This is a genomic window from uncultured Brachyspira sp., assembly GCF_910588665.1.
Classification (GTDB): Bacteria; Spirochaetota; Brachyspiria; order Brachyspirales; family Brachyspiraceae; genus Brachyspira.
Genome location: NZ_CAJUPR010000009.1, coordinates 1 through 26,355 on the forward strand (window position 1 = coordinate 1; position 26,355 = coordinate 26,355).

The following is a 26,355-nucleotide window of genomic DNA, read 5'->3' on the forward strand; positions in this document are numbered from 1 at the left end:
ACTTTGGATACTCCAGGAAGAGAGGAGATTAATTCTCTGTCTATCTTTGAAGTATCACCAACCATTCCTATTACAGTATAATCTATTCCGACACTTTTATTTATACCAAGACCTGCATTTTTAAGTCTATCTATAATACCGTTAATATGCTCCTCTTTTGCATTTTGATTCATTACAACTATCATTATATAATACTCCTTAAAAAATTATTATAAAAAATTAAATATATATGTTTGTACTTAATGATTAGAAAAATAGATACTTCGGCGCGCTAAACGCCGTAATAAAAGAGATAATAAGCATAGATGCTTTTAAAATTATTAAAAATAATAATATATTTCATAGGAGTTTATTATATATAAATAAATAAAAAAGTCAAGAATTATAGTCTGATAAAAAATTATATTGAAGTTCTATCTTAATTTAATTATAATATCAACTCTTCTGTTTTTCCTTCTTCCGTCTGCAGTATCATTAGACGCTATAGGCTCATCATCAGCAAATCCTTTATATGATAATTTATCATGTCCGAGATTAGGAAGTATATAATCGGCAACAGATTTTGCTCTGTTTTCAGATAGCTGATGATTATATTCTTTTTTTCCTGTATTATCCGTATGACCTTCCACTATAATTTCTCTATCTGGATAAGTTTCTTTAACGGCTTTTATAATATTATCTATTGTATTTTTTGCTTCAGGTTTTAATGTATAAGAATCTGTATCAAATAATATCTCTCCAAGCCTCAATACTAATCCTTCATCAACGGTGTCTATAGTAACATTATTGTCATTATAAAGATTATCTTCTAATTTTTTTCTATTATAATATTCTTCCTCTTTTGTAATGGAATCATAAACTTTATATGAACTTATTATATTCATTTTATACTGCAAACTGGCATAAGATAAATATTTTCCATATCCGAATAATATTTGATATCTTTCCTGCTGAGATACGGGAATATTTTTATCCATATCCCAAAGAAGGGTACCGTAATTGAATCCGTATATTCTTTCAGGATAACCCTTTCTTGAAAGTCCCGCCTGAAGCAAATCTTTATCTGTCATAATATGATACTGTATAACGGCATTTCTGCTTCCATTGTCATTAGTTTCAATATCGGCAAATAAATAATCGGAAGATAATGCCATAGTAAGATTCGGAGCATCGCTTACCTTTATAATTTCAACAGATTCTCTATTCCATGATTGCGTAACTTTAATTTCATTATCAGGAAAAGTAGGTATATGTCTTACATTAGGCATAAAATAATTATAAGGCACTTCAAATCTTCCATTTGTATGAATTATAAAATCGCTTGTATATTCTTCGTCAAGATGAAAAACTTTTTCTCCTTTCATCATTCTGAAAATTTTAAATACGCCTATTACCCTGTATCCGCCTTTAGGGGCAATAGCCGCAACAGTTAAATCAACAATATTTCTTTCTTTATAGGTTCTTTTAAGTATTCCGTTCTCATAATATTCCACATCTGCAGTTTTTACAGATTCTATTCTTTTTCCTTTTTCTAAATTCCAATAAAATTTATGCATTGCTTCAGAGTACGCCGCCCTAAAAAAAAGCGTAAATATTAATATAAAAATAAAAGCTCTTTTCATAATATTAAAATAATTTCATTTTTTTATTAGCTTGCTGCTTTCTCTTTTTAATTCTTTTAATCTTCTCTTTTCCTCTTTAATTCTATTTTTTTCGGCTTTGCGCTCTAATTTTAATTTTACTTTATCCACTTTAATAGCTCTAGCTTTTTCTTTTGCAATATCCTCATCTGTTTTCTCAGTTTTAAAAGAAATAACTAGTTTATAGAGCTGAAGAAATATATACTGCAGCTCTTTAATTCTCTTATCCATAGTTTCCATATTACTGCTGCTTGTATTTGAAAGATTGGAAACATTTTCTATAGAAGCAACAAGTTCTTTCATCTCTGTTTCGGTAGCATTAACTACATTAACAACATCTTCAGCTAATTTATCAACGCTTGATATATTCTGACTTACAGCAGAACTCATCTGCATCTGCTTAAGAGAGAGCTCCTGAACATCTTCAGTAATATTATTTAAATTGCTTATATTCATAAGTATTTCTCTTCTTCCAACATCAAGCTCATCATTAGCACCCGATATAGTGGATATAAGATCCGCAAGAGTATTTGAACCTTCCAAAATCTTTTCCATAGATTCGGAGCTTTTAAATGCTAAAGATACGGTATGATCCACAGCCTGCGTAGTTTCTTCAATAATCTCATTAATTATTTTTGAGTTCTCACCCGTATCCTCCGCCAATTTTCTTATTTTATCAGCAACTACTGTAAATCCCCGTCCATGTTCTCCCGCATGAGCCGCCTCTATTGCTGCATTCATAGCCAAAAGGTTTGTCTGCTCGGCAATATTATGTATAACCTTAGTAATATTTGTAATTTGCTTAGAATATTCTTTAATGCTTTGAATGGAATCAACAACAGATTCACCTATATTGCTTCCGTCCTGCGCTTCGGTATAAAGTATCTTAGCATAATCATTAGCTTTAGCCGCTCCATGACTTACAGTAACAATGTTTGCCATCATTTGCTGTACGGAACTGCTTGTTTTAGAAACAGCATCAGACTGCAGTTTCATTTTATTATTGATATCATTAATATTATCTAGCAACAACTGAACGGTTTCATTAACAGCTGTAAATCTGGTTCTCTGCATAAAACTTACTCTGGAAGCATTTGCAGATGATTCAGCTATTTTACTTGAATTTGACAGCTGAGTTTCAAACTCTTTATATATGGTATTAAAATCGCTTATGCTTATACTAATGGAAGCTCTCATATTCTGAATATTTCCTGTTAATGTATAAGCATTATTTTTTACGCTTACAATAATATTTTTTACCTTATCCAAAAACTTATTAAATGAATGAACTAATTCTCCCGATTCATTATTGCTTATTATAGGAAGTCTTATAGTTAAATCTCCTTCTCCTTCGCTCAAAGCTTCTGAAATATTTTTAGCAAATACTAAAGTTTTTCTAAGCGAAAGTATCAAAGCCAATATAACTATTAAAAATGATAATAATCCTATATATATTGCAGCTGAAGATTTTACTATTATGCTTCTGAATAAATGATTTTGATAAGCGCTTTTATACTGCCAAACATTTATAATATTTAAATTATTAAGAGAATATTTAATAAAAAATCTATTAGAATTATTAATTATTTTAACATTGCTTATTCTGCTTTTTAAATTATTATTTCTGATATCCTTAATCTCGCCTCCAAGAATACTGCTTTCTAAATCTCTTTGCATAGAAGCAATTAATGCAGGATTATTATAAGCTTTTATAGAATATAAATCGTCTGTTATAAAAATATCCAAATTATTTTTATAAACTGTATATGTTAAAATATCCTGATATATAGAACTTTTTACTTCCAAAGCAATAAATCCTATATTAATATTATTCAATAAAATAGGAGAATAAATATAAAAATTAGAAGAATCCTGAAAAATATCTATTAAAGAATTAGTCTCAGATATAAGTCTTGAAAAATAATATTCGGATATATTGGTTCTGGAATTAGTTTCAATATTAACAGAATTATTAATATCATATCTCCAATTAAAAAATAAATTATTAATTGTGTTTTTATTTAAGTTGATATTAATATTTTCTATATCTCTTATAAATACGGAAAATGATGATATATTATTATCATTGGCATATCTTGTACTTAAATATAATGACAATAAATCTGCATAATTATTTAAAGAATATCCGTTTGCATTTATTAAATTCATATAAGAAGCTATATCTTCTGAAATGTCAATATACTGATTAATGGAATCCGATATTTCATTAATAAAATCATTAGCATATCCTTTTTTCAAAGCTATATCATATTCCATATCATAATTTTTTTCAGCCTTATAATGCATACCATTAATTAAAGTAACAATAAAAATTACTGTAGCTATAGATACAGGAAAAAAATTATATATCATAGGCAAATGATATTCTTTTTTTCCACTTTTCTTATATAATGGTCTTACTAAAAGATTAAAAAATATTGAAGAAACTCCCATAGCCATACTGATTAAAAATATAACCATTATAAGCCTTATATTAATAATCTCAAATAATGTAATGCTTCCGTTTATTATATAGATTGAATAAGATAATACAGCCACAAAAAACACCGCAGCTCCTGATTTTACAACATATATAATACCTAAAGGTATATATTTTCCTTTTTCTATTTTTAAGCAGTCGAAAAATAAACTAATGGCTATACCTAAAGCTAATGCGGTAATAAATAAATATATATATCCTCTTAATGAATTTGAAAGCTCGTAAATCGTCTTCAACAAAATAGAATATAAACCAACAGAAATAGCGGACATAATCAAGAAACTGATCGGTAAATAAATTTTCAATCTTTTTTTAAGTCTGTCTTCATTTACTTGAAAAACCATATAATACAACCTATAAAATATTTTTATACTGTTAAATTTATCGGTATAATACTATTATTATTTAGAAATAATATCATTAATTGGACATAGTCTTAGCCTTAGAAACAGCTTCTTCTATGGAGCCTATAAATCTGAAAGCCTGATCAGGCAAGCCATCATAGTCTCCGTTGCATATTCCTTTAAAGCTTCTTATAGTATCTTCTAATTTTACATATCTTCCCTGAAGTCCTGTAAACTGTTCCCCTACAAAAAAAGGCTGGCTTAAAAACTGCTCTATTTTTCTGGCTCTGGATACTATTATTTTATCATCTTCAGAAATTTCATCTGCTCCAAGTATGGCAATAATATCCTGCAGATCCTTATATCTCTGCAGTATATGCTGAACTTTTCTTGCCACATCATAATGCTCCTGTCCCAATATATTAGGATCTAATATTCTGCTTGTTGAAGCCAAAGGATCTACAGCAGGATAAATACCTTTTTCGCTTACTTCTCTTGATAATACAGTAGTTGCATCTAAATGGGTAAAAGCTGTGGCAGGTGCAGGATCTGTAAGATCATCAGCAGGTACATAAACCGCCTGTATAGAAGTAATGGATCCGTTTTTAGTGGATGTGATTCTCTCCTGCAAAGATCCCATTTCAGTTGCCAAAGTAGGCTGATAACCTACAGCCGAAGGCATACGTCCAAGCAATGCAGATACTTCGCTCCCCGCCTGAGTAAATCTGAATATATTATCTATAAATAAAAGAACATCAAGTCCAGCGGAATCTCTGAAATATTCTGCCATAGTTAAAGCTGTTAATGCAACTCTTAATCTTGCTCCTGGAGGCTCATTCATCTGACCATAAACCATACAAGTTTTGTTAATAACCCCCGATTCCTTCATTTCAGACCATAGATCATTGCCTTCTCTGGTTCTCTCTCCAACTCCTGCAAATACGGAATATCCTCCATATTCGCTTGCTATATTATGTATAAGCTCCATAATAAGAACCGTTTTCCCTACTCCTGCTCCTCCGAAAAGTCCTGTTTTACCGCCTTTAATATAAGGCGCCAATAGGTCTATTACTTTAATACCTGTTTCAAAAATTTCAAGCTTAGGCTCCAAAGTTTCAAATTTGGGAGGTGCGGCATGTATGGATCTGTACTCTTTAGCAGATACAGGCCCTCCTTTATCAACAGTATTACCCAATACATTAAATATTCTTCCTATAGTTTCATTTCCTACAGGAACCATTATATGATTACCGCTGTCAAATATATCGTCTCCTCTTGATATGCCGTCTGTAGATTCTAATGCTATGGCTCTTACCCTTCCTCCTCCTAAATGCTGCTGTACCTCGCAGGTTATATGTCTTTTCTCACCTTCTATCTCCTTATCTATATAAAGAGCATTTAATATATCGGGAAGATGTCCTTCTTCAAATTCTGCATCTAAAGTTGAACCTACAACCTGAACTACTTTACCTCTTTTTCCTTCTGCCATCATAAAGTATTCCTTAAATTAAAAATCAGTTTTATATATTTTATATCTATTATAAACTTATTCAAGTACTTTAATCATCTCTTTATGTATTTTTTTATTAGTAGCTATATACTGTGATTTAGAAAAAATATCATAATCTTTCATTTTTATATTGCTTACAAGACCGCCTGCCTGTTTTAATATTACAGTTCCTGCACATATATCCCAAGGCGAAAGTCCGTATTCAAAGAATCCGTCTGCTGCTCCTTCTGCAACCATACATATATCAAGAGCTGCCGAACCGTCTCGTCTTAATGCTAAACTTCTTCTTGACATATTTGCAAAATCAACCATTCTATCATGCAGAAAATCATCATCAACACTTACATTATAGTAAAAACCTGTTATTATTAAAGACTCTATAAGTTTATTGCTGCTGCTTACTTTAATAACCTTATTATTTTTATAGGATTTAGATTTTACATGAGCTTTATAAACAGTATTCGTTAAAGGAGCATAAACTACTCCAAGTATAGGTATTCCATTATAAGCCAATCCTATTGATACACAGTAAAAAGGATAGCCATGTATAAAATTGCTTGTGCCGTCTATGGGATCAACTATCCAAGTAAATTTTTTATTATCATTACTGTCAGACTCCTCTCCGTAAAATCCGAATTTAGGATACTTTTTCAGTAAATATTCTCTAATAATTTTTTCATTTTTCAAATCAACTTCAGTGAACAAATCAGTTTTACCTTTTTTAGATATATTTTTAGGATGTCCGAAATATTTTAAAGAATATCTTCCTGCTTTAACAGCTATATATTCGGCATCTTTTAAAGCCCTGTCTAATTTTGACTTTGAAAACTCTTTTATTTCTTTCATTGCATTTATGTATTTTATTTCTTTATCCGATAATTTTGATTTTTTCTTTTTTGGAGAAAAACTCTTTAATAATAACCCAATAATGTCATCTATCATATTATACTCCGATTAAATTATAAAATATAATTAACTGTTAATCCAAAGGCTCTCTAAAAATCAATGCTGAAGGATTATCCTTTATTTTACCTGTAAATACTTTTAAATTATCAATTATCTCAGAAACATTAGTATGCAGTTTAGGATCTTTCATTATTGCCCCTATTACACCTTTTCCAGTTTCTATATCATTAATGACATAAGATAAATCTCTTGATATATTATTAACATAAGATAAAGTATCGCTTACATTAGAAATAGATTTAGTTATATTAACCTCATTGCTTCCTATAACATCCGAAATAAGATTGATAGTCCGAGACAAATTGCTTACCATCAGCGATAATTCCTGAAAGTTTAAATCTTTGCCTATATCTCCTATTGAACCTAAAGTAGTTTCTATACTGAAAGGCTCAACTCCTTTTATTATAGTATTAGGAGGTATGCTTGACATACCTGTGGTATTTATTGTAGGAGGCGATACCATTATATACTTTTCGCCTAATCCCAAACCTACAGTTTGTATAGAAAATTTTGTTCCCTGCGGAATTACTACTTTTTTATCCGTGATAAATAAAGTTACTCTAATAGTTCCATCATCATTAATATTTATTTTTTCAATAAACCCTATTTGTATTCCGCCTCCTCTATATGAAACTTTACCGTTTTCCTGCAAATCGCCGATAAACACATAATCCACATAGAGTCTGTATCCGTCACCCTTTAATTTTATATTACCTAATAAGATAACTGAAGCTATAAATATTACAAAAGTGGCAATAAAAAATATACCTAATTTTACTTTATTTTTCATAGTTTTTTCCTTAAATTAATTAAAATATATTTAATCTTTTGGTCTAATACTTTCTATATCTTCGCCTTTTTTAGCTATGCTACTCATAAAGAAAAATTTTAAATGAGGATTTTCAATTTCAGCCAAATGATCAGGATCTCCGCCTTCAATAATTTGTCCCTTATAAAGCATAACAACTCTGTCTGACATTCTAAACACGCTTGTCATATCATGAGTTATAACAATACTTGTAACATTTAATAGATTCTGCATTTTTATTATTAAATCATCTATAACTCTTGACATAACAGGGTCCAGCCCTGTAGTAGGTTCATCATAAAGCAGTATCTGAGGATCCATAGCTATTGCTCTTGCCAATCCGACTCTTTTTCTCATTCCTCCAGAAAGCTCAGACGGCATCTTATGTTCTATATTAGGCATTCCAACCATATCCAGCACTTCCGCAACTTTAGCTTTAATTCTATCTTCAGGCATATCTTTTTTTATTCTCCTAAGCCCGAAACTTACATTTTCATACACATTTAAAGAATCAAATAAAGCAGCTCCCTGAAATACCATAGCAAATTTCTTTCTTACCTCTGTAAGCTCATTATCGGATATCTGATTAATATCGGAGCCGTCTACAAGTATAGTACCTGAATCTGGCTGAAGCAATCCTATTAAATGTTTTATAAGAACACTTTTTCCGCATCCCGAATTTCCTATAACGGATAATATTTCACCTCTATTAACTTTAAGATTAACACCATTAAGAACTTTTTGCTGACCAAAAGCCTTATAGACATCTTTTAGTTCTATAATATAATCCATATTATAAATACACCCTCAAAATTTTTACAGCATCATCTGTTGTTATACTATAATTGCCCAAGCCTGCAGGAATTAAAACTGTTTTCCCATTATGAAGCTTTATATTATTGCTGTCAGACTTTATAACTCCTATTCCTTCAACTGCAATTATTATATGAAAACTTTCTTTATCAGTATTTGAAAAAAAATCCTGATTTATTATGCACTCTTCTGCTGTAAAATATTCATTAGAAAATAAATTATTAATTTCTAATTTTTCATTCTTAAATTTATTTTTCTTATTTGATTTTAAACTAAAAGCATCAATATTTTTTATAACATTAAATGCATCTTCTATATGAAGTTCTCTGCATTTTCCTTCCTTATCTGTTCGGTTCCAATCATAAAGCCTGTATGTGATATCGCTTAGAGTTTGTATCTCTGCTAAAATAACATCTCCCAATATGGCATGAATGCATCCGCTTGGTATAAAAAAAGCATCTCCCCTTTTTATACTGAAATAGTTAAATTTATTTTCTATAATATCTTTATTATCCAAAGCCTTTTTTAAATCTTCTTTTGAAATATTTTCTTTTAATCCTATAAGAAGCCTTGAATCCTTTGAACTGTCCAGAATATACCACATTTCATTTTTACCATGCTTATTATGTTTTCTTAGTGCATATTCTTCATCAGGGTGAACTTGTATTGATAATTTATCCTTTGAATCTATTAATTTTATTAATAATGGGAAATAATTCTTCTTGCATTTTGTGCCTAAAAGTTCTTTTCCAAATTCTTTTACCAAGCATGATAAAGTCTTTCCTTTAAAAACTCCGTTAGACACTATGCTGCTGTAATCAGGCAAATCCGAAATTTCCCAGCTTTCTCCTATAGTTTTATTTTTATCAAAAGGCTTGAAATATGACGCATATAATGAATTGCCGCCCCAAATAACTTCTTTATATATTTCATCAAACTCTAGTAAATACATAGCGATCATTATACAAGATAAAACAAATAATTCAATATACCAAAACTTAAAATATTATATTATTTTTATGATATTTTCTATAATCAATTATATACAATTTTTTTATAAAATATTAAATTATATTTGACAATAGTAATATATTAAATTATAATCAACTGTAGTAAAATATTTTAAAGAGGTTTTATCTATGTCAAAAGAATCGTATAAAGACAGAATGGAAAAAGCTATTTCAAGTCTGCAAAATGATTTAAAAGGTATAAGAACTGGAAGAGCCAATGCTTCAATATTGGACGGAGTAAAAGTGGAAGCCTATGGAAGCAGTATGCCGTTAAAACAGGTAGGCAATGTATCTACTCCCGATTCAAAAACTATTATGATACAGCCATTTGATAAAAATTTAATAGGAGACATAGAAAAAGCCGTATTGAAAGCAGATTTAGGTTTTAATCCTTTTAATGACGGTGGAAATATAAGAATAATAGTTCCGGAACTTACCAAAGAAAGAAGAGAGGAATTAAAAAAAGGAGTAAGACATAGAGGAGAGGAAGCTAAAATTGCTGTAAGAAATATAAGAAGAGATGAAAATGATAAAATAAAAAAAGAATTAAAAGATAAAGATATCACTGAAGACGAATCAAAGTCGCAAGAGAAAAAAATACAAAATGAAACTGATTCTTATATTAAAAAAATTGATGAAATGATAATCATAAAAGAAAAAGAATTAGATACTATATGATTAAAGATGAACCGAATATACCTGTACATGTGGCTGTAATTATGGACGGTAACGGAAGATGGGCTAAAACTCATAATAAAAGCAGAAGTTTCGGACACAGAGCAGGAAGCGAGAATGTAATTAATATAGTTGAGGTCTGCTGCGAGCTTGAAATAAAATATTTAACTCTATATGCATTTTCCACAGAAAATTGGAAAAGACCTGAAGAAGAAAAAAAAGCATTATTTAAACTATTAAAAGAATTCTATAAAAAAGAAATTAAAAGGCTGATTTCAAATAATATTTTAGTAAAGCATATAGGCGATATTAAAGCTTTTCCAAAAGATACAATAACTGCTATAGAAGAAACTGAAAATGAAACTTCTGAAAAATGCAAAGATCCTAGACTCACAGTAATATTGGCATTGAATTACGGCTTCAGAGACGAACTTAAAAATGCTTTAAAAAATATATGCATTGATTTAAAAAATAATAAAATAGATATAGAAAATATTAACGATGATTTTATTAAAAATTATTTATATACAAAAGATATTCCAGATCCGGATCTCATAATAAGAACTTCAGGAGAATCAAGATTAAGTAATTTTTTAATGTATCAGGCATCATACAGCGAACTGTATTTTACAGATATATTATGGCCTGATTTTTCAAAAGAAGATTTTAAAAAAGCTGTGGAAGCATATTCAAGCAGAAACAGAAGATATGGAGGTCTATAAAAAATTATGAAAAAAAGACTGCTATCTGTAGGCTTAACACTGCCTTTATTCCTTATTGTAATGTTTTATGATAAAGTTATTTATATGTTTCATATTCTTATATTATCAATATCAATTCTAAGCGCATCAGAAATATTTTATATGGCTAAAGTTCACAGACAAAAAAATTTAAGAACAATTATTACAACTATGATAGCAATGGTATTCGGGTATATTATTACCATATGCAATTTAAATTTATTTAAAGGAGATTTTTCCAATCTCTACAAAATAGTAGAAACAAAGCATCCTTCTATGGACTTATTATTGGTAATGGTTTTTGCCCTTATAGCTGCACTTTTTATTATAAATACATTTAAAGTTAATGTATCTACTTTTGAAGAAAAAGGAAGAGCTATATTAACTGCTGTTTTTTGCTTTATATATGTAGGATTAGGAATATGGCATATATCTCTTATGCGTTTTATGCCTAGCGGTAAATACTATATAGTTTTTATTCTGCTATGCGCTTGGTTCAGCGATACAGGAGGATATGTAATGGGCAGAAAAATAGGAAAACATAAACTATCAAACAGCGCATCTCCTAATAAAAGCTATGAAGGTCTTGTCGGTATGTTTATATTCACAATACCGCTTGCAGTATTATACTATTTTTTATATTCGCATGGATATTTGACTTATCTATTGGGTAAAAATATACCTTCATTTTCTTTACTGCAGACGATATTATTAACTGTAATATTCACTGTAACAGGTTTTCTCGGTGATATGGGAGAAAGCCTTATAAAAAGAATGTATGCTTCTAAGGATTCAAGCAAGTTATTTCCTGGACATGGAGGAGTGTTTGATATATTTGACAGCGTAATATTAACCGCACCCATATCATACTATGTATTTCTATTATTGCAATAATAAAAGCTGTAATAAGGCATAGGATGCATAATAGCAATAATAAATCAATTTTTATCAGAAATAATAACTTAATATCTTAAATTATTTATATGCTGTAAACTATACTGCAATATTATTATAATACAGACTTTATATTATCTATCTCTTCATTAGTCAAAAGCCATTCATTTTCAGTTTCTTCTATTAATCTTTTTACTTCAAGAAGTCTTCTGCTCTTATCATCATCATAATCTGAAGAAGTTTCAAAAAACTTTAATATATCTTTCTCCTCTTTTCTGTACTCTTCTAACTGATTTTCATATTTTTTAAGCATAGATTCGCATTTAGAAAGTTTATTTTTAATTTTTTTTCTATCTTCATAATTATTTTTATCTTCAGCATTATTGCTTTCTTTATAGTTATTTTTATTTTTATATTCCGATTCTTTTTTTTCTTTCTCCAAAGAATCTAAACGGACACTGTAAACATAAGCCTCATAATCACCTGAATAAAGAGAGAGTTTTTTATTTTTTACCTCTATAATAGTATCAGCCAGCATACTTGCAAATGTTCTGTCATGAGAAGTAAAAAATATTGTTCCGCCGTAATCTCTTAATGAATATGCAAGAGCCTCTACGGTTTCAAAATCTAAATGATTGGTAGGCTCATCTAAAATAAGAACATCGGCGCATTGAGTAATCGCAGCTAAAAGAGAAAGTCTCGCAATTTCTCCTCCGCTTAAAACTTTAATATCTTTATTAACATCATCTCCTGAAAATAAAAAACTTCCAAGTAAAGTTAAAAGCTCCTGAGTTAATAATCCCTGTCTGGCATGTCTCTTTAAATATGATAAAACCGTATCATTTGAAGTTACATTCTTATAGGTATCTTCTCCGAAATATGCTATCTTTATGCCGTATGAATAATTATAGCTTCCAAATACAGGATTAAGTATTCCAGCTATAGTTCTTAAAAAAGTAGTTTTACCCTCTCCGTTTTGCCCTAGAACAGCTACCCTGCTTCCTCTAGCTATTTCTATTCTTCCGCTTTCGGCAATTACTTTATCTTCATATCCTACAGCCAAATTATCTGAAATAAGGGCAAAACCTTTTTTTTCCTGCATATTTGGAAGCTTTATTTTTACATTTTTTGCAGGGTGTGTTATTTCTATAGTTTTTAATTTTTCCATCTGCTTTATGCGGGATTGCACAGCTTTTGCCTTTGTTGCTTTATATCTGAATCTTTCAATAAATCTTTCAAGATGAGCCCTTCTCTCTTCCACATTTTTATTATATTTTTTTATTGTATATTCTTTTTCTTCTTTATATTCAAAATAATCTTCTATATTTCCTGGAAAATATGTAATTTTAGAGTTTTCCATTTCTATAGTTTTCTCGCATGTAGTTTTTAAAAATTCCCTATCATGAGAAACTATTAAAAAACCTCCATTATAATCAATTAAAAAATTTTCCAAATCTATCAATGTATTTAAATCCAAGAAGTTTGAAGGTTCATCTAATATTAAAAAATTAGGTTCATAAAGCATCATTTCTGCAAGTTTTATGCGCATTCTGTATCCGCTTGATAAGCTTCCTAAATTATAATTAATTTTTATATGATCTACTCCAAATTTACTCGCTATTTTGGAGCATTTCCAAGTCTCTTTAGATGTAACTCTTGTAAGATAATCTATCACTTTTTCATTCTCGTCAAACTCTCCATGCTGGCGCAAATAACCTATTCTTACATCATCGGAAAATATTATCTCTCCGTCATCTGGTTCTTCAATCCCCATAAGAATCTTTAAAAGCGTGGTTTTGCCTGCCCCGTTTCTTCCTATCATACCTATTTTAGACTTTTCTTCTATAAGCAGACTCACATTATCAAGCAATGTTTTATGAACAAATCTTTTAGATATATTTACTATACTTATAATACTTTTAGCCATTTTATTTAAATATTTTTTATTATTTATCAGAAAGTAATTTTATAATAAAATATAAAATTATTCAAATATAAAAACAAAATAATACAGTTAAATTATGATATTATTCTTCTGCAGTATTATTTAATTTATAAACCAAGCTTTTAAAATATTTTCCTCTGTCTTCATAATTTTTAAACATATCAAAACTAGCGCAGCCCGGAGATAATAAAACAGTATCGCCTTCAGCAGCAGTATTTGAAGCATAATTAAAAGCATCTGTAAAATCTTTTATAATAATCTTATTTTCAAAATGAATCATATTATCAATAGCCTCCGCAGCCTCTCCGATAAGAATAAGTTTTTTTACTCTGATATTTATAATATTATTTAAAGGAGTAAAATCTATATTCTTATTTCTCCCGCCCATTATAAGTATGATATTTTTATCAAAAGATTTTAAAGCGCTCATTACGGCATTCATTGATGTAGCTTTAGAATCATTGATATATCTTACTCCATTAATAACAGCTGTAAGTTCAACTCTATGCTCTATTCCCTGAAAATCATTCACTGTTTTTTCTATATGATAAGGAGGTATACCATTTTTTAAACATATTAAAACGGCGGCAAGTATATTTTCTATATTATGATTTCCAAGTATTTTTCTTTTTTTTATAGAAAATAATTTTTTATTCTTATAGTATATATATTCATCTTCTTCATTATAGTATATGGTTGATAATCTGCTTTTTAAAGAAAATGTAAGAATATTCATTTTGCAGTTATTATTTAGTTCATTATACCAAATATTAGTATATTCATTATCATAATTAATTATAAGAAAATCATTTTCATTCTGATTAATGCTTATATTTTTTTTTGTATTAAAATAATTCTCCATATCATTATATCTGTCTAGATGATCTTCGGCTATATTAAGCACTGCGCTTATATGAGCATGAAATTTTTTAACAGTCTCCAATTGAAAACTGGAAAGTTCTAATATAATATCTTCATCTTCTCCTATAGTTTCAACTTCCTTTGAAAAAGTATTTCCCACATTACCTAAAAGTCTTGATTTTTTATATGAACTTATTATTTTATGAATTAATGTAACTGTAGTAGTTTTTCCGTCTGTTCCTGTTACTGCTATATAATTTCTATTAGGCAGAAGATTATAAGCAAATTCTATTTCGCCTATAATTTCTATATTTCTTTTTTCAGCCGCTTCAACTATAGATATAGTACGGGCAATTCCCGGAGAAATTATTATAAGAGTAATATTATCTAAAACGGATATATCCTGATTTCCAAAAAATAATTTTATATTTTTATCTTTCAATGCCTCTATGCTTTCTTTTAATTTATCCTCTGTTTTACTGTCGCTTAAAGCATATTTTATTTCTGTATTAAAAGCTCTGTTAATACTGTATAAAATATTTGCTATACTTACTCCGCTTCTTAAAGAGGCGCCTAATATTAATATATTATGTTTTTTAAGAACTTCTATATATGTTTTATTCAAATCAAAAATCATTGCCGCACCAAATAGAAAATTGTACTGTTTATATAAACTATTATAACAGAAGAATAATAAATTTAAATAATATCTTTATTATAAGATAAATAAAAATTTAAATGTTAATATAAGTCAATTTCTAAAATTCAAAGTAATAAATATTATAATTTTTTATATAAATTAAAAAATTTTATTTATATGCTTCTATATGTATTGTAGGTTCCATATTCAATTTTTCCTTAATTTCATTTTCAAAAATACTTACACTGTTATGTGCTTCAAAAACAGTCATATCTTTAGGAAAACGCATATGAAAAGTTATTTCGCTGTGATCTCCGTAGGTATGTATATGAAAATGATGCAGATTAGTATCATTGCTATTAATATTAAGTTCTTTTGCTATATTGTTAATACTTTTTATAATATCTTCGGAAGGATATTCTCCTATCAAAGGCTTAACACTGGATTTAATAACATCAAAAGCGGCATAAAATATTACAAGAGAAACTAATATACTCAAAACACTGTCTATCCACCAAAAATTTTTACCGAATAAAATACCAGCCAATATAATTATTGATGTAATGCTGTCGCTTCTATGATGCCATGCATCGGCATATAAAGATTTAGAGCCTGATTTTCTATACCCCCATAAAGAATACTGAGCCAAAAACTCCTTAACTAAAACAGATACTATCATAGCAATTACAGATGCTGCTGTAAATGAAGCCGTTTTTTTATCCAAAATATTCTGCACAGCCTTATAGAAAAAACTATATCCTATAAATACAAGCATAATGCCGACTATAAAACTTGTTATAAGCTCTATCCTTCCATGTCCGAACGGATGTTCTTTATCAGGAGGCCTTTTAGAAAATATACCGCCTATAATAACAATAAAGCTACTTATACAATCGCTTAATGAATGCCATGCATCAGCTATAATAGATAATGAGCCTGTAAAAACTCCTACCGTATATTTAAAGGCAAATAATGATATATTAATAATAACAGATACCAATCCTTCTATTATCATATATTTTGATTTTTTTTCATTATTAATACCATGCATTTTATAACCTCAGATTTTAATTTTTAAGCATTTTAACTATTTAATTAATTTATAAGAAATTTAATAAAATGTCAATTATTCAAATATAAATTTCTATTTACATATTAGAACACTTTAACTTTCAAAACAGTGTTAATATCTTGATAAAAGTTAATTTTTTTGTTAATATATTATAAAATTTAAATGCAAAATAAATAGTATGAATAATTAAGGAGAATAAATAATATGTCAAATACAGCATTTCTATTTCCTGGTCAAGGTTCTCAAAGCCAAGGTATGGGAAAATCTTTATATGATAATATAGCCGAATCTAAAGCAATATTTGATAAAGCTTCAAATATTTTGGAAGATGTTGATATTAAAGCATTATGTTTTGAAGGTACTGAAGATGATCTTAAAAAAACAGAAAATACTCAGCCTGCTTTGGTTACTGTGGGCATAGCTGTTTATGAAGCGTTAAAGGCAAAAGGAATAAAAGGGAATCTATTTGCAGGACATAGTTTAGGAGAAATTACAGCTCTTTCGGCTGCAGGTTATATATCGTTTGAAGATGCTGTAAAAATTGCAAGAACGAGAGGTTTACTTATGGCTAAAGCAGGTGCCGATGCTCCTTATGGTATGGCTGCTGTTATGGGATTAGACTATGATGCTGTTTTTAAATGTATGCCTGAAAATAAAGAGGTTGTTGCCGCTAATTATAATTTAAAAGATCAAATAGTTATATCGGGACTTCTAAGTGCAATTGAAGCCGTTACTCCTAAACTTAAAGAAGCAGGAGCTAAAAGAGTGCTGCCTCTAAAAGTATCCGGGGCTTTTCATTCTCCATTTATGAAACCCGCCGCCGACAGTTTAAAAGAATTTTTAGAAAAAATAGAGCTTCATAATAATGATAACAGAGTTTTATCTAATGTTACAGCTGAAGTTCATGATTTTAATACTATAAAAGAAAATCTTTATAAGCAAATGTTTTCAACTGTAAGATGGTATGACAGTATGATTAATATACAGAAATTAGGCGTTACAAAAGTGTTTGAATGCGGACCTGGAAAAGTTTTAATTGGAATGAGTAAAAAAATCGCTCCGAATATAGAAGCAGTTTCAGTATTTGATGCTGATTCTTTAAACTCAGCTTTATAATTTTTATTATATATTAATACTTAATAAAAACAGTTTTTTATTTTTAAATATATGCTCTTGGATATGCTATTTATTGCAATGATGATTTATATAATATGCTCTGTATTTCGTATTTGCTTAAGGCTCTATATATGAATATTAATATATATTAAATAAAGAAATTAATCTAAATTTAAATGAGGCTCCGCCTTCTTAAAAGAAAAAACTTTTTTATAAGTAATTTTATCTTTTGATGTTAAAGAGCTGCATAATAAAGGAGATTTATTATTATATTTTGAATGCATCTCATCAATCTTTTTATCGCTGTAATTTGCATAACAATAAATGCATTTACTTAAACAAGTATTATATGCTCCTATATCAAAACTTTCAATGCAGCCGCAAGGAAGTCTTTGATTTTTATCTTTATCAGCTTTAATATCATAACCTGCTATATCAGATATTAATTTGTCATCTATGCATTTTCCATGAGAAATACAGAATTTAGACAAATCCATAATTTCAGCGCAGGTGTATATACTAATATTATATGACTTTGCAGCTTCAGACATAAATTCTGTTAAATCTAATATCATATTTTCATCTTTATTTATATCATAAAAATTTATATCTTTCATATTTCTTTTTACTTTTTCATATATATCCATAAAACTTATAATGCACTTTTCTGTATAATTATGCAAATGTTCTGCTATCTTTTCAAAATATTTTTTATGATAATCAATATTATATTTATCAGTGATCATTATAGGATCATACCGCCATATAACTTTTTTACTTCCTATTTTATCAGATAATTTTTTAAATGTATAAAAAATTTTATCATTTTTTGAAGGTATTTTTTTCTCTGTATCATCGCCATAAGAAGTTACTGTAAATTGAAAATAATATTTATAATGTTTTAACAAATCTAATTTATCCAGCATAGGAGCAGGATTTTTACTCCAAAACACTATGCAATCAACAATATCAGGCGAAATATTTATTTTACTGACTTGATATATATTTATAGGATTTCTTACCAAAACATATTTTTCTTTAATTCTATTAAAAAACCATTCCGAATAATAGGAAGGTATATCTGTTCTTCTGCTCGCACTTATTATCATTTAATAAAATATTATATAAGTTACAAGTTAAGATGTCAATTTGATTATTAATAGTTTTAATCCAACTATTTAAGTATAGTAATAGAATTTTTTAAGAGTTAAAATTATTTTTTAAAAAATTAGAAAAGTTATATGCTATTATTATCAAAATTAATATATAATTTAAAGCTGATAACGGAACTTTAAACAACTATAGATAATTCTCTGTATTTACCAGTTTAAATTGTAATTTATACAGAAATTACAGAATATGTTCTTTTTTTTAGAAGTTAGATGATAAATAAGGTTCAACCTTATTTATTTCTGGCTAAACCTTATTTATAATTGATTTTTGACCTGATTTATAAATTAATAATGCAGGCTAAAGCCTTTTACTCCAAAATAATAACATAATTAAAATATACAGCTTATTAGCCAGCATCAACAAAAATAAACTAATTGTAAAAAAATAATCTGCATGTTAAAATTAATTATAAAAAATAAGGACTAAAAATGCCTATTATATCAAGATTTTATGGTATCATTATAAAAATGTATTTTCAGCAAAAAGAGCATAATCCTCCGCATTTTCATGCTATATATGGTGAGTATGTCGGAGTTATTAATATCAATGAATTAAAGATGATAGAAGGCGATTTACCTAATAAAGCATGTTCGCTTGTATTGGAATGGGCTAAAAATAATCAAGACGAACTTTTAAATATCTGGAATACTCAAAACTTTAAGCAATTAGAACCTTTGGAGTAATTATGACTTTCCATAAAATTAAAAATGTTAAAGCTTTGGATAATCTCATTTTAGAAATAATATTTGAAAATGAAGAAATAAAATATTATGATATAAAAAAATTAATTTCTGAACATAAAGAATTTGAAATTTTGAATGATAAGACTTTATTTAATCTTGTAAAAATAGATGTTGGCGGATACGGAATTTCTTGGAACGATGATTTGGATATATCATGCAATACTTTATACTACAAAGCATAAAACTAACTACAACACTAACCCAGAAATAATTTTTTTGAAAATTTACCTTAATTACCTACACCCTGACCGAGCGAAATGAAAAATAAAAACTTATAAAATTTTTAATTTTTACTTATATAATACCCATCCAAACCCGCTCTTATAGTTAAACAAACATTTTTTAAAGAATAAAACTACAAACAAGAATTTTTTTGAAAAATTAGAAAAAGATTGTACTTTTTTCATAGGAAAAAAGTACCAAAAAACTACTTCTTTTGTGGCACAAAAGAAGCAAAAAGCATTTACAAGCTAATAAGATAACTTTAATTTAGGCATTGCATAAATGTTCTTTTTTTATAAAAAGAACCAAAAAAAATTTTAATTATATTAATAATGCAGGCTAAAGCCTTCTATACTGAAATAATAACCTACTTAAAATATACGGCTGATTAGTCAACATCAAACAAAAAATTAATATAATAAACTCTATTTAAATTAAAAATTAATAAAAAAATAGATTTTTTTTATTATAAAGACTTGACAAAATATTTTTATGCAATTATACTAATTACATAATCTGTAAACATATTGATATTTTTTCAATAACATTACATGATGTAAGCTAAAAACTTTATATTATGTATATTATATAATATAGACAAAAAAATTCAATGGAGAAAAAATGAATATTAGATTTAAATTACCAACAATAACCTATGAACAATTAAAAAAAATTATTATGAATTCAGATAAAAGAGATAAAAATACAATTATAGACAGAGAGGAATTATCAAAATTAACATCTATAAATTCTGATACTATAAGCAGAAACAATGCTTTTTTATATTCAATCGGGCTTATTGAAAAAAATGAAAATAATAAATATATAATAACTGAAAAAGGAGTCAAATTAGCTAAAGCATATAAACAACAAAATGATTTTCAAATACAAAAAATGTGGGTTCAAATAATAAAAAATAATGAAGAATTATCTGATTTTATGTATAGTCAAGAATATAAAAAAAATTTAGATGTATCTGATTTCTTAACTACTATTATAAATTGTTTTCCAAATCAAAACATAAACTACTCAAAAATAGGAGCTAATACTTTATTAGAAATTTTTAAAGATGCTAAACTTTTAAATATACAAAATGAAACGATATTAGAATTTTATAACATAGATGATACATATAAAATAATATCTGAAGAAGTGAAAAATGATTTAGAAAATAAATCAATGCCTATAGAAAATAATTCATACAATAATATATCAATAGCAAAAGAAAATCTAAACAACTATAATATAAATATAAATATAAATATAAACTATGATACTACAAATCATGATACAATTATAAAAGAAATTAAAAATATTATAAATGAATTAAAAAAAGGAGAATAAAATGCCTACTTTTCAATTAAAACACAAAATTAATAATTCTACAGAATTAGTAATATTCGGAGATATGGATGAATTAGAAAAGATAGCAGAAAAATACGATATAAATATATCACAAAAAGATATTATAAAATCTAACAAAATTGACAATACAATAAAAAAAGAAGAAAAGAAAATTTATAAAAAAGAAATAAATTTTATTGATATAGATATAGAATTTGGAAATGATAAAATAAACGAATGGATAAGTTTTTATAAATCTTTAAATATAAATAGTGCTATGAGTAATGTAATTATCAGTATATATTGGACTCAAAACAATATAGATGAATTTAAAAATGGAATAAATATTGATTACATATACTCTTTTTTAAGAACAGTATTAGGTAATATAAAATTTAATCTTCCAGAAGCTATAGGTAATGCTAGAAGAAAACAATGGGGATTTATAAAAAAAGAAGAAGATGGTAAATTATCTTTAACTATGTTGGGAAGAATGGAAATAGAAAATAATATACTAAAAAATAAAGAATAATTTTGTAAGAAATATCTTAACAGCTGGCACTGTTAAGATATTTAAATAAAAATACAATAAGAAAGTATCTATTGTATAATAACATCGAATCTATTATATATAGATAAATATTTTAATGCAATAGTTACCTTCTTATTAAAATCTTATTAAAGGAGGTTAACCATGAAAAATAATTCTAATTATAGAATTATTTACTGCAGATATCGCAGAGTGCGTGGCAATTCTGGTAGAATACTAGATGCGCATGACTATGGATATAAAGCATGGCGTTTTTACGTTAGATGTAAATAATACATAAGAGATGTGGTACTATAATTTATTAGTTATAGTACCCTTAATTACAAAAATCAACAAGTCAATAATCATAAATTTAAGTTATTATTTTTTATTATATATAGATAAAAATAATTTAAAAAAATCTTCCATATCTGAATAATGTATATTTATATCGTCTAATAAATATAATTTTGAATCTATGAACTCACAATTATTTTCATGATTAAATAAAGTTATATTTATTCCACCATTATCAAGAGAACTATTAAATCTAATTCCATCAAATTTTTTATTTTTTAATAACTCAGCAATATATTGTGTTGGAATATAATCTGTTTTATCTCCAAAATTAGGAATAGAAAAAGCATAATTTAATGATTGCAATTCAGGAACATTTTTTAATTTTTTATTTAAATTTGAAATATCAAATAATTTTAAATTTTTTAATATTTTTATTCTAGCAACACTAATCCTGTTTTTAATAATTGGACGTATTTCTTTAATACTTGTTTCTATATCTTGAGATAAATATAAATAACTAATTTTTTCTGGATTTGCTCTACCTGCCACAATAATATTTTTATCTTTAGGAGCTAAAGAATTTTCAGCATCATATCCTGATAAATAACCATTTTCAATAAAACAATTTATATCTATAGGTAATCTATATATTCTACTACGATATAAAATAGTTTCCTTTTCTAATATATATTGATGATTTTTTAATTCTTTTTTTAATTTAGTAATAATTTTATGTTTTGGAAAAAATCTATTATTATAAGTAATTTCATTTTTAAATGAACAAAAATCATTAGCTATATCAGAAAAATATAACATCTTTTCTAAAGATTGTTTTTTAATTATATCTTCATCTTCCATTTAATTCCCTTCTACAATCTTTTTTTCTTCATCATCTAAATTATAAATAGAAAATATCAAATTATTAATCTGTTTTTCACAAGCGGAAATCTGCCTATTTATCATATTTAAAGAGTTAGGATTTTTTTCTGTATTAACTTTTTTATTAAGCTCAATAATATTATCAACAAGAACAACTATTTTATCATGTATATCTTTGTCTTCTTTATTATTTAAATCTAAATTAGGAATATATATTGATAATATAGCCTCTTTCTTTATTTTAGGAAATAATTTTTTTTCATCACTATTTCTTTTTAACCAACAATATTTTGATAATTTAGAATTAATAATACCTAATATAAAATACAAATTTAAATTATTTTCTTCTCTACTATATACATTATAAACTGTATTTAAAGTATAAATTCCTGCACTGATAAATGCAGATATTGGAGTTTCGCCTATTTGTCTTATAACTATTCTGTCTTGTTCATATATATTTTTATTTCCGCCACTCTTAATATTTTTATCTATAAAATGCACATATTCTTCTGCATCTTTTATAAAAAATGGGAATATACTACCGCCATCAATTACTGGTTTATAATCTTCACCTAATTTACTATCTACTACATATTTTTTTCTATCAAAAGTTTGTATACCAAAATATGCACCGCAATAATTTCCTAGCAATGTAGAATTTTCCTTTATCTTATTTAAAATCATATTATCATTTTCATTCACTAAAATATTAAAATTATGTCTATCGTTAGAATAAAATTTATTTTGTTCTATTTTTGATTGATATACTATATTCTCAGGACTATTTAAAATTTTTATATCTATTATATTTTCATTATCTATTTTATTTTTAGACAAAATAAAAACGCAATTATCTACACTAGCATCTTTAAACACAGAATATTTATATAAAACTATACTTAAAATATTAGTATTATATAATATATAATTCCTTAATGGTTCAGAATGTATATTTGTTAAAAATGTATTTGGAGTTATAAAAGATATGACTGCATTATCTTTTAATAATTTTATAGATTTCTCAATAAAAATTTGATATGTATCTATTTTATATTTTGCTGATTTATAATTTGCAAGACAATAATCAAAATAATATCTGCTGTCTAAATTTTGCATCATAACATACGGCGGATTGCCTATCACAATATCAAAACCGCCATATTTAAAAACAGTTTTAAACTCGTCCTCCCAATCAAAACAATTTATTTTATATTGAGTCTCCTCGTCAAAATCAAGCAAAGACTGGCTACCGTAAAAATCACTTCCTATCAAACTATTGCCGCATTTGATATTGTCCTCCAATGACGGTAAAGCACGCTCATTAAATAAATCCTGATTGTTCTGTATTGACGCAGGACTCTCTCCCTCTAAGCATTTCATAAGCAGCGATAATTTCGTTACCTCTACCGCATTGCTGTCTATGTCCACACCAAATATATTGTTGCGTAATATCTGCTTCTTTATCCAAATTGTCAAATCCCCATTCTCTTTTATTACATCTTCTTTTGACCCCTTAAACTTCGCCCTGTCCTTTATCTTGTTGTAATATTCAATATGATAATTAAGTAAATATTTATATGCCCCAAGTAAAAAACTTCCGCTGCCGCAAGCAGGATCCAATATTTTTATATTCGCTATCTCCTCTGGCTTCTTACCCTTTACAGCCTCCCCAACCGTATTCGCTACTATATAATCAACTATATGCTCAGGCGTATAATAAACCCCTCCTGCCTTACGCACCTCTGGTTTTAATTCTATCTTCGCACTATGATTCTTACCTATAGTGATAGTCTTACCCAAAAACTGCTCATAAGCATTCCCTATTATCTCAACAGATATAACAGAAAACTCATAAGGGCTCAAAGGATAATAAAGTTCATTAATAATCTCTTTTATCACTTTATTATCAATATCTATATCAGCGGTTATATTATCTTTTGTAAAATCAAATAATCCCGAATTGTATTTTCCGTCGGCTTTATTAAAAAGAATAAGTAAATCTTTATAAAAATTCCTGCTTTTATTTTCTAATATCTTTTTTAAATCCCCGTATTCTTCAATGCCTCTGTCTTCAGCAGCCCTCAAGAATATAATCCTGTCAATAATCTGCTGAACCGCATAATTTAAATTGCGTACAGATAACTTTTTATTAAGCTTCGCAATATTAGATGCAAGCTTAGTCCTCAAACTATCAAGAGAATTAAGAAAATCAATATCAACACTTTCTGTACCTTTTTTGTTTGAAGTACCAGCAATATATTTTTCAAGCGAACCCTGTTCAATTCTCTCTTTATTAAGTATCTCATAAAGAAAATCAAACCTTTTTAAATAATCCTCAAAATATATATATTCAATCCTAGCAGCAGACGCTTTATCATTAACATTTGGCTTTCTAGTGCAGTCGTAAACGGCAAGCTCCTCAAAATCGGTAAGAAAACTTATACCAAGCTTAGCACTCCAGCCGTACCTCCTAAGCTGAAAGGCAGGCAAACTGTCCTCTTTAAGATTAACCCCCGGCTTTTTCGCCTCCGCAAAGAAAACTCTGCTACCGCCAATACGAAATGCATAATCAGGAGCTTTAGTTTCCTTACCGACTTTAACTCTATCCTCATGCACAACATCTCTGTAAGTCTGAGATTTTCCAGCCTTATTTGAAACATCCCAGCCGAAAGCCTCAAAGAACGGATCTAAAAAATCCCTTCTAGTCTCAGTTTCATTATAATTTTTATTTGTATACTGTGAATAATTTGATTTGAATTTTTCAATTAAAGAATATAGTTTTTCATATGATTGATTTTTGAGATCAGAGTTGACATAACTCTTAAAATTATTTAAATTACCTGTGACTTTCATAATATAAAACACCCCAATTATAACTTTATATTACAATACATCAAAAAACACATTTTGCAACTAAACATAAGCAGAAAAATCAGCCCAAACATCAAACAAACTGCAAGCTTTACCTTACGCAGCACCACCCTGCAAGCATCGCCTCACCTTACCAAAAGCCAACACTACCAAATGAAGTGAGGAAGCACCCGAAGTGTATGCGGCTGATTACCCAGCATAAAAAAATAAACTAACTAAAAAGCTAACCAAACTCAAAAACAAAAATTTATGACCTTTTTAATGGTATATTTTTTTCTTCAAAATATAGTGCTATCACATTTTTTATTTCTCTTAAAGCTTCTTCTTCTGTTGCCCCAAAAGCACTAATAGAGTCTAATTCTTCAGATAAAGCTATATAACACTCATCTTCTTCACTATAAAAAATTTTTATACTATAGTTCATAATTACTCCTCCAAACCATATTTTTTAACAAGAGATAAAAACTGCTTAACTTGATAAGGTTTTACCTCACCATTAACATTTTGTATATTAATTAGCTCACTAACTCCTATTTTGGAATATATTTTATGGCTTCCTCTTTGCCTTTTGCACACAAAACCAAAATCTTCAACAATATTACAAAAATAATAATATTTAATATTTTTATTATTTGTAAGTTTCTTAATAATTTCTTTTCTATTCATATTTTAATTATAAAGTTATTCAATATAAAATCAACTACCCGCCTAGCTTCCGCAGTATTCGCCCTACGAGCTGTAGCACCACCCTGCACGG

Annotated in this window: 23 protein-coding genes and 1 pseudogene; 8 read left to right on the top strand and 16 right to left on the bottom strand. The window is 27.6% G+C overall.

What is annotated here, in order from left to right; genetic code table 11:
• From QZ306_RS07640 to QZ306_RS07675, 8 genes and pseudogenes are all read right to left on the bottom strand, one after another.
• Positions 1–185: pseudogene (locus tag QZ306_RS07640) on the bottom strand (3-deoxy-7-phosphoheptulonate synthase); the annotation flags it as partial.
• A 228-nt stretch (positions 186–413) separates the two neighbouring features.
• Complete coding sequence (locus tag QZ306_RS07645; protein ID WP_363322653.1) at positions 414–1,622, bottom strand: OmpA family protein; 1,209 nt, start codon at positions 1,620–1,622, stop codon at positions 414–416.
• 15 nt (positions 1,623–1,637) lie between these two features.
• Entirely contained in the window at positions 1,638–4,484 is a 2,847-nt protein-coding gene (locus tag QZ306_RS07650) for a methyl-accepting chemotaxis protein (RefSeq protein WP_295162724.1), read from the bottom strand.
• A 76-nt stretch (positions 4,485–4,560) separates the two neighbouring features.
• Positions 4,561–5,976, bottom strand: a complete 1,416-nt coding sequence (gene atpD, locus QZ306_RS07655) for a F0F1 ATP synthase subunit beta (protein WP_295162726.1) — start codon at positions 5,974–5,976, stop codon at positions 4,561–4,563.
• A 54-nt stretch (positions 5,977–6,030) separates the two neighbouring features.
• On the bottom strand, positions 6,031–6,936 hold the full coding sequence (locus QZ306_RS07660; protein WP_295162728.1) for an inositol monophosphatase family protein: 906 nt from the start codon (positions 6,934–6,936) through the stop codon (positions 6,031–6,033).
• 37 nt (positions 6,937–6,973) lie between these two features.
• Positions 6,974–7,750: an MlaD family protein gene (locus tag QZ306_RS07665; protein ID WP_295162730.1), complete on the bottom strand. Its 777-nt coding sequence runs from the start codon at positions 7,748–7,750 to the stop codon at positions 6,974–6,976.
• A gap of 30 nt (positions 7,751–7,780) precedes the next feature.
• Complete coding sequence (locus QZ306_RS07670; RefSeq protein ID WP_295162732.1) at positions 7,781–8,560, bottom strand: ABC transporter ATP-binding protein; 780 nt, start codon at positions 8,558–8,560, stop codon at positions 7,781–7,783.
• Position 8,561: 1 nt separating this feature from the next.
• Entirely contained in the window at positions 8,562–9,533 is a 972-nt protein-coding gene (locus QZ306_RS07675; RefSeq protein ID WP_295162734.1) for a type I phosphomannose isomerase catalytic subunit, read from the bottom strand.
• Positions 9,534–9,720: 187 nt separating this feature from the next.
• Between QZ306_RS07675 and frr the strand changes: the two genes are divergently transcribed.
• From frr to QZ306_RS07690, 3 genes are read left to right on the top strand one after another with little or no spacing between them, the layout of a single operon-like run.
• Positions 9,721–10,269: a ribosome recycling factor gene (frr, locus tag QZ306_RS07680; protein ID WP_295162736.1), complete on the top strand. Its 549-nt coding sequence runs from the start codon at positions 9,721–9,723 to the stop codon at positions 10,267–10,269.
• Positions 10,266–10,988: an isoprenyl transferase gene (locus tag QZ306_RS07685; RefSeq protein ID WP_295162738.1), complete on the top strand. Its 723-nt coding sequence runs from the start codon at positions 10,266–10,268 to the stop codon at positions 10,986–10,988. Before frr ends, QZ306_RS07685 begins: the two co-directional genes overlap by 4 nt.
• Before the next feature lie 6 nt (positions 10,989–10,994).
• Complete coding sequence (locus QZ306_RS07690) at positions 10,995–11,900, top strand: phosphatidate cytidylyltransferase (RefSeq protein ID WP_295162739.1); 906 nt, start codon at positions 10,995–10,997, stop codon at positions 11,898–11,900.
• A gap of 115 nt (positions 11,901–12,015) precedes the next feature.
• Here QZ306_RS07690 and QZ306_RS07695 read toward each other — a convergent pair whose 3' ends face one another.
• From QZ306_RS07695 to QZ306_RS07705, 3 genes are all read right to left on the bottom strand, one after another.
• Positions 12,016–13,827, bottom strand: a complete 1,812-nt coding sequence (locus QZ306_RS07695) for an ABC-F family ATP-binding cassette domain-containing protein (protein ID WP_295162741.1) — start codon at positions 13,825–13,827, stop codon at positions 12,016–12,018.
• A gap of 100 nt (positions 13,828–13,927) precedes the next feature.
• Positions 13,928–15,343, bottom strand: coding sequence for a UDP-N-acetylmuramoyl-L-alanine--D-glutamate ligase (gene murD, locus QZ306_RS07700; RefSeq protein ID WP_295162743.1), 1,416 nt, complete (start codon positions 15,341–15,343; stop codon positions 13,928–13,930).
• A gap of 172 nt (positions 15,344–15,515) precedes the next feature.
• The gene (locus QZ306_RS07705) at positions 15,516–16,397 is read right to left on the bottom strand and encodes a cation diffusion facilitator family transporter (protein WP_295162745.1); all 882 of its coding nucleotides are present in this window, start codon (positions 16,395–16,397) and stop codon (positions 15,516–15,518) included.
• Positions 16,398–16,622: 225 nt separating this feature from the next.
• Here QZ306_RS07705 and fabD point away from each other — a divergent pair, with 225 nt between their 5' ends.
• Positions 16,623–17,534, top strand: coding sequence for an ACP S-malonyltransferase (fabD, locus tag QZ306_RS07710; RefSeq protein WP_295162747.1), 912 nt, complete (start codon positions 16,623–16,625; stop codon positions 17,532–17,534).
• Between the two features lie 161 nt (positions 17,535–17,695).
• Here fabD and QZ306_RS07715 read toward each other — a convergent pair whose 3' ends face one another.
• Positions 17,696–18,643, bottom strand: a complete 948-nt coding sequence (locus tag QZ306_RS07715) for a DUF1848 domain-containing protein (protein ID WP_295162749.1) — start codon at positions 18,641–18,643, stop codon at positions 17,696–17,698.
• A 492-nt stretch (positions 18,644–19,135) separates the two neighbouring features.
• On the opposite strand from QZ306_RS07715, the gene QZ306_RS07720 reads away from it, so the two are divergent.
• The 4 genes from QZ306_RS07720 (at position 19,136) to QZ306_RS07735 (ending at position 21,548) form a co-directional block, all read left to right on the top strand.
• On the top strand, positions 19,136–19,390 hold the full coding sequence (locus QZ306_RS07720) for a DUF4160 domain-containing protein (RefSeq protein ID WP_295162751.1): 255 nt from the start codon (positions 19,136–19,138) through the stop codon (positions 19,388–19,390).
• 2 nt (positions 19,391–19,392) lie between these two features.
• The gene (locus QZ306_RS07725; protein ID WP_295162753.1) at positions 19,393–19,632 is read left to right on the top strand and encodes a DUF2442 domain-containing protein; all 240 of its coding nucleotides are present in this window, start codon (positions 19,393–19,395) and stop codon (positions 19,630–19,632) included.
• A gap of 661 nt (positions 19,633–20,293) precedes the next feature.
• A complete protein-coding gene (locus tag QZ306_RS07730) occupies positions 20,294–21,016 on the top strand; it encodes a hypothetical protein (protein ID WP_295162755.1) in 723 nt (240 codons plus the stop codon).
• A 1-nt stretch (position 21,017) separates the two neighbouring features.
• Positions 21,018–21,548 carry a hypothetical protein gene (locus tag QZ306_RS07735; protein ID WP_295162756.1) on the top strand — a complete coding sequence of 177 codons (531 nt, stop codon included), beginning with the start codon at positions 21,018–21,020 and terminating at the stop codon, positions 21,546–21,548.
• A 378-nt stretch (positions 21,549–21,926) separates the two neighbouring features.
• Here QZ306_RS07735 and QZ306_RS07740 read toward each other — a convergent pair whose 3' ends face one another.
• The 4 genes from QZ306_RS07740 to QZ306_RS07755 all read right to left on the bottom strand — a co-directional run bounded on the left by QZ306_RS07740 (position 21,927) and on the right by QZ306_RS07755 (position 26,264).
• A complete protein-coding gene (locus tag QZ306_RS07740) occupies positions 21,927–22,703 on the bottom strand; it encodes an RES family NAD+ phosphorylase (protein WP_295162758.1) in 777 nt (258 codons plus the stop codon).
• Positions 22,704–25,580 (bottom strand): TaqI-like C-terminal specificity domain-containing protein, encoded by a 2,877-nt coding sequence (locus QZ306_RS07745; RefSeq protein WP_295162760.1) that lies wholly within the window; start codon positions 25,578–25,580, stop codon positions 22,704–22,706.
• A 265-nt stretch (positions 25,581–25,845) separates the two neighbouring features.
• Positions 25,846–26,022, bottom strand: coding sequence for a type II toxin-antitoxin system HicB family antitoxin (locus QZ306_RS07750; protein WP_295162761.1), 177 nt, complete (start codon positions 26,020–26,022; stop codon positions 25,846–25,848).
• A 2-nt stretch (positions 26,023–26,024) separates the two neighbouring features.
• The gene (locus QZ306_RS07755) at positions 26,025–26,264 is read right to left on the bottom strand and encodes a type II toxin-antitoxin system HicA family toxin (RefSeq protein ID WP_295162763.1); all 240 of its coding nucleotides are present in this window, start codon (positions 26,262–26,264) and stop codon (positions 26,025–26,027) included.
• Positions 26,265–26,355 lie beyond the last annotated feature (91 nt).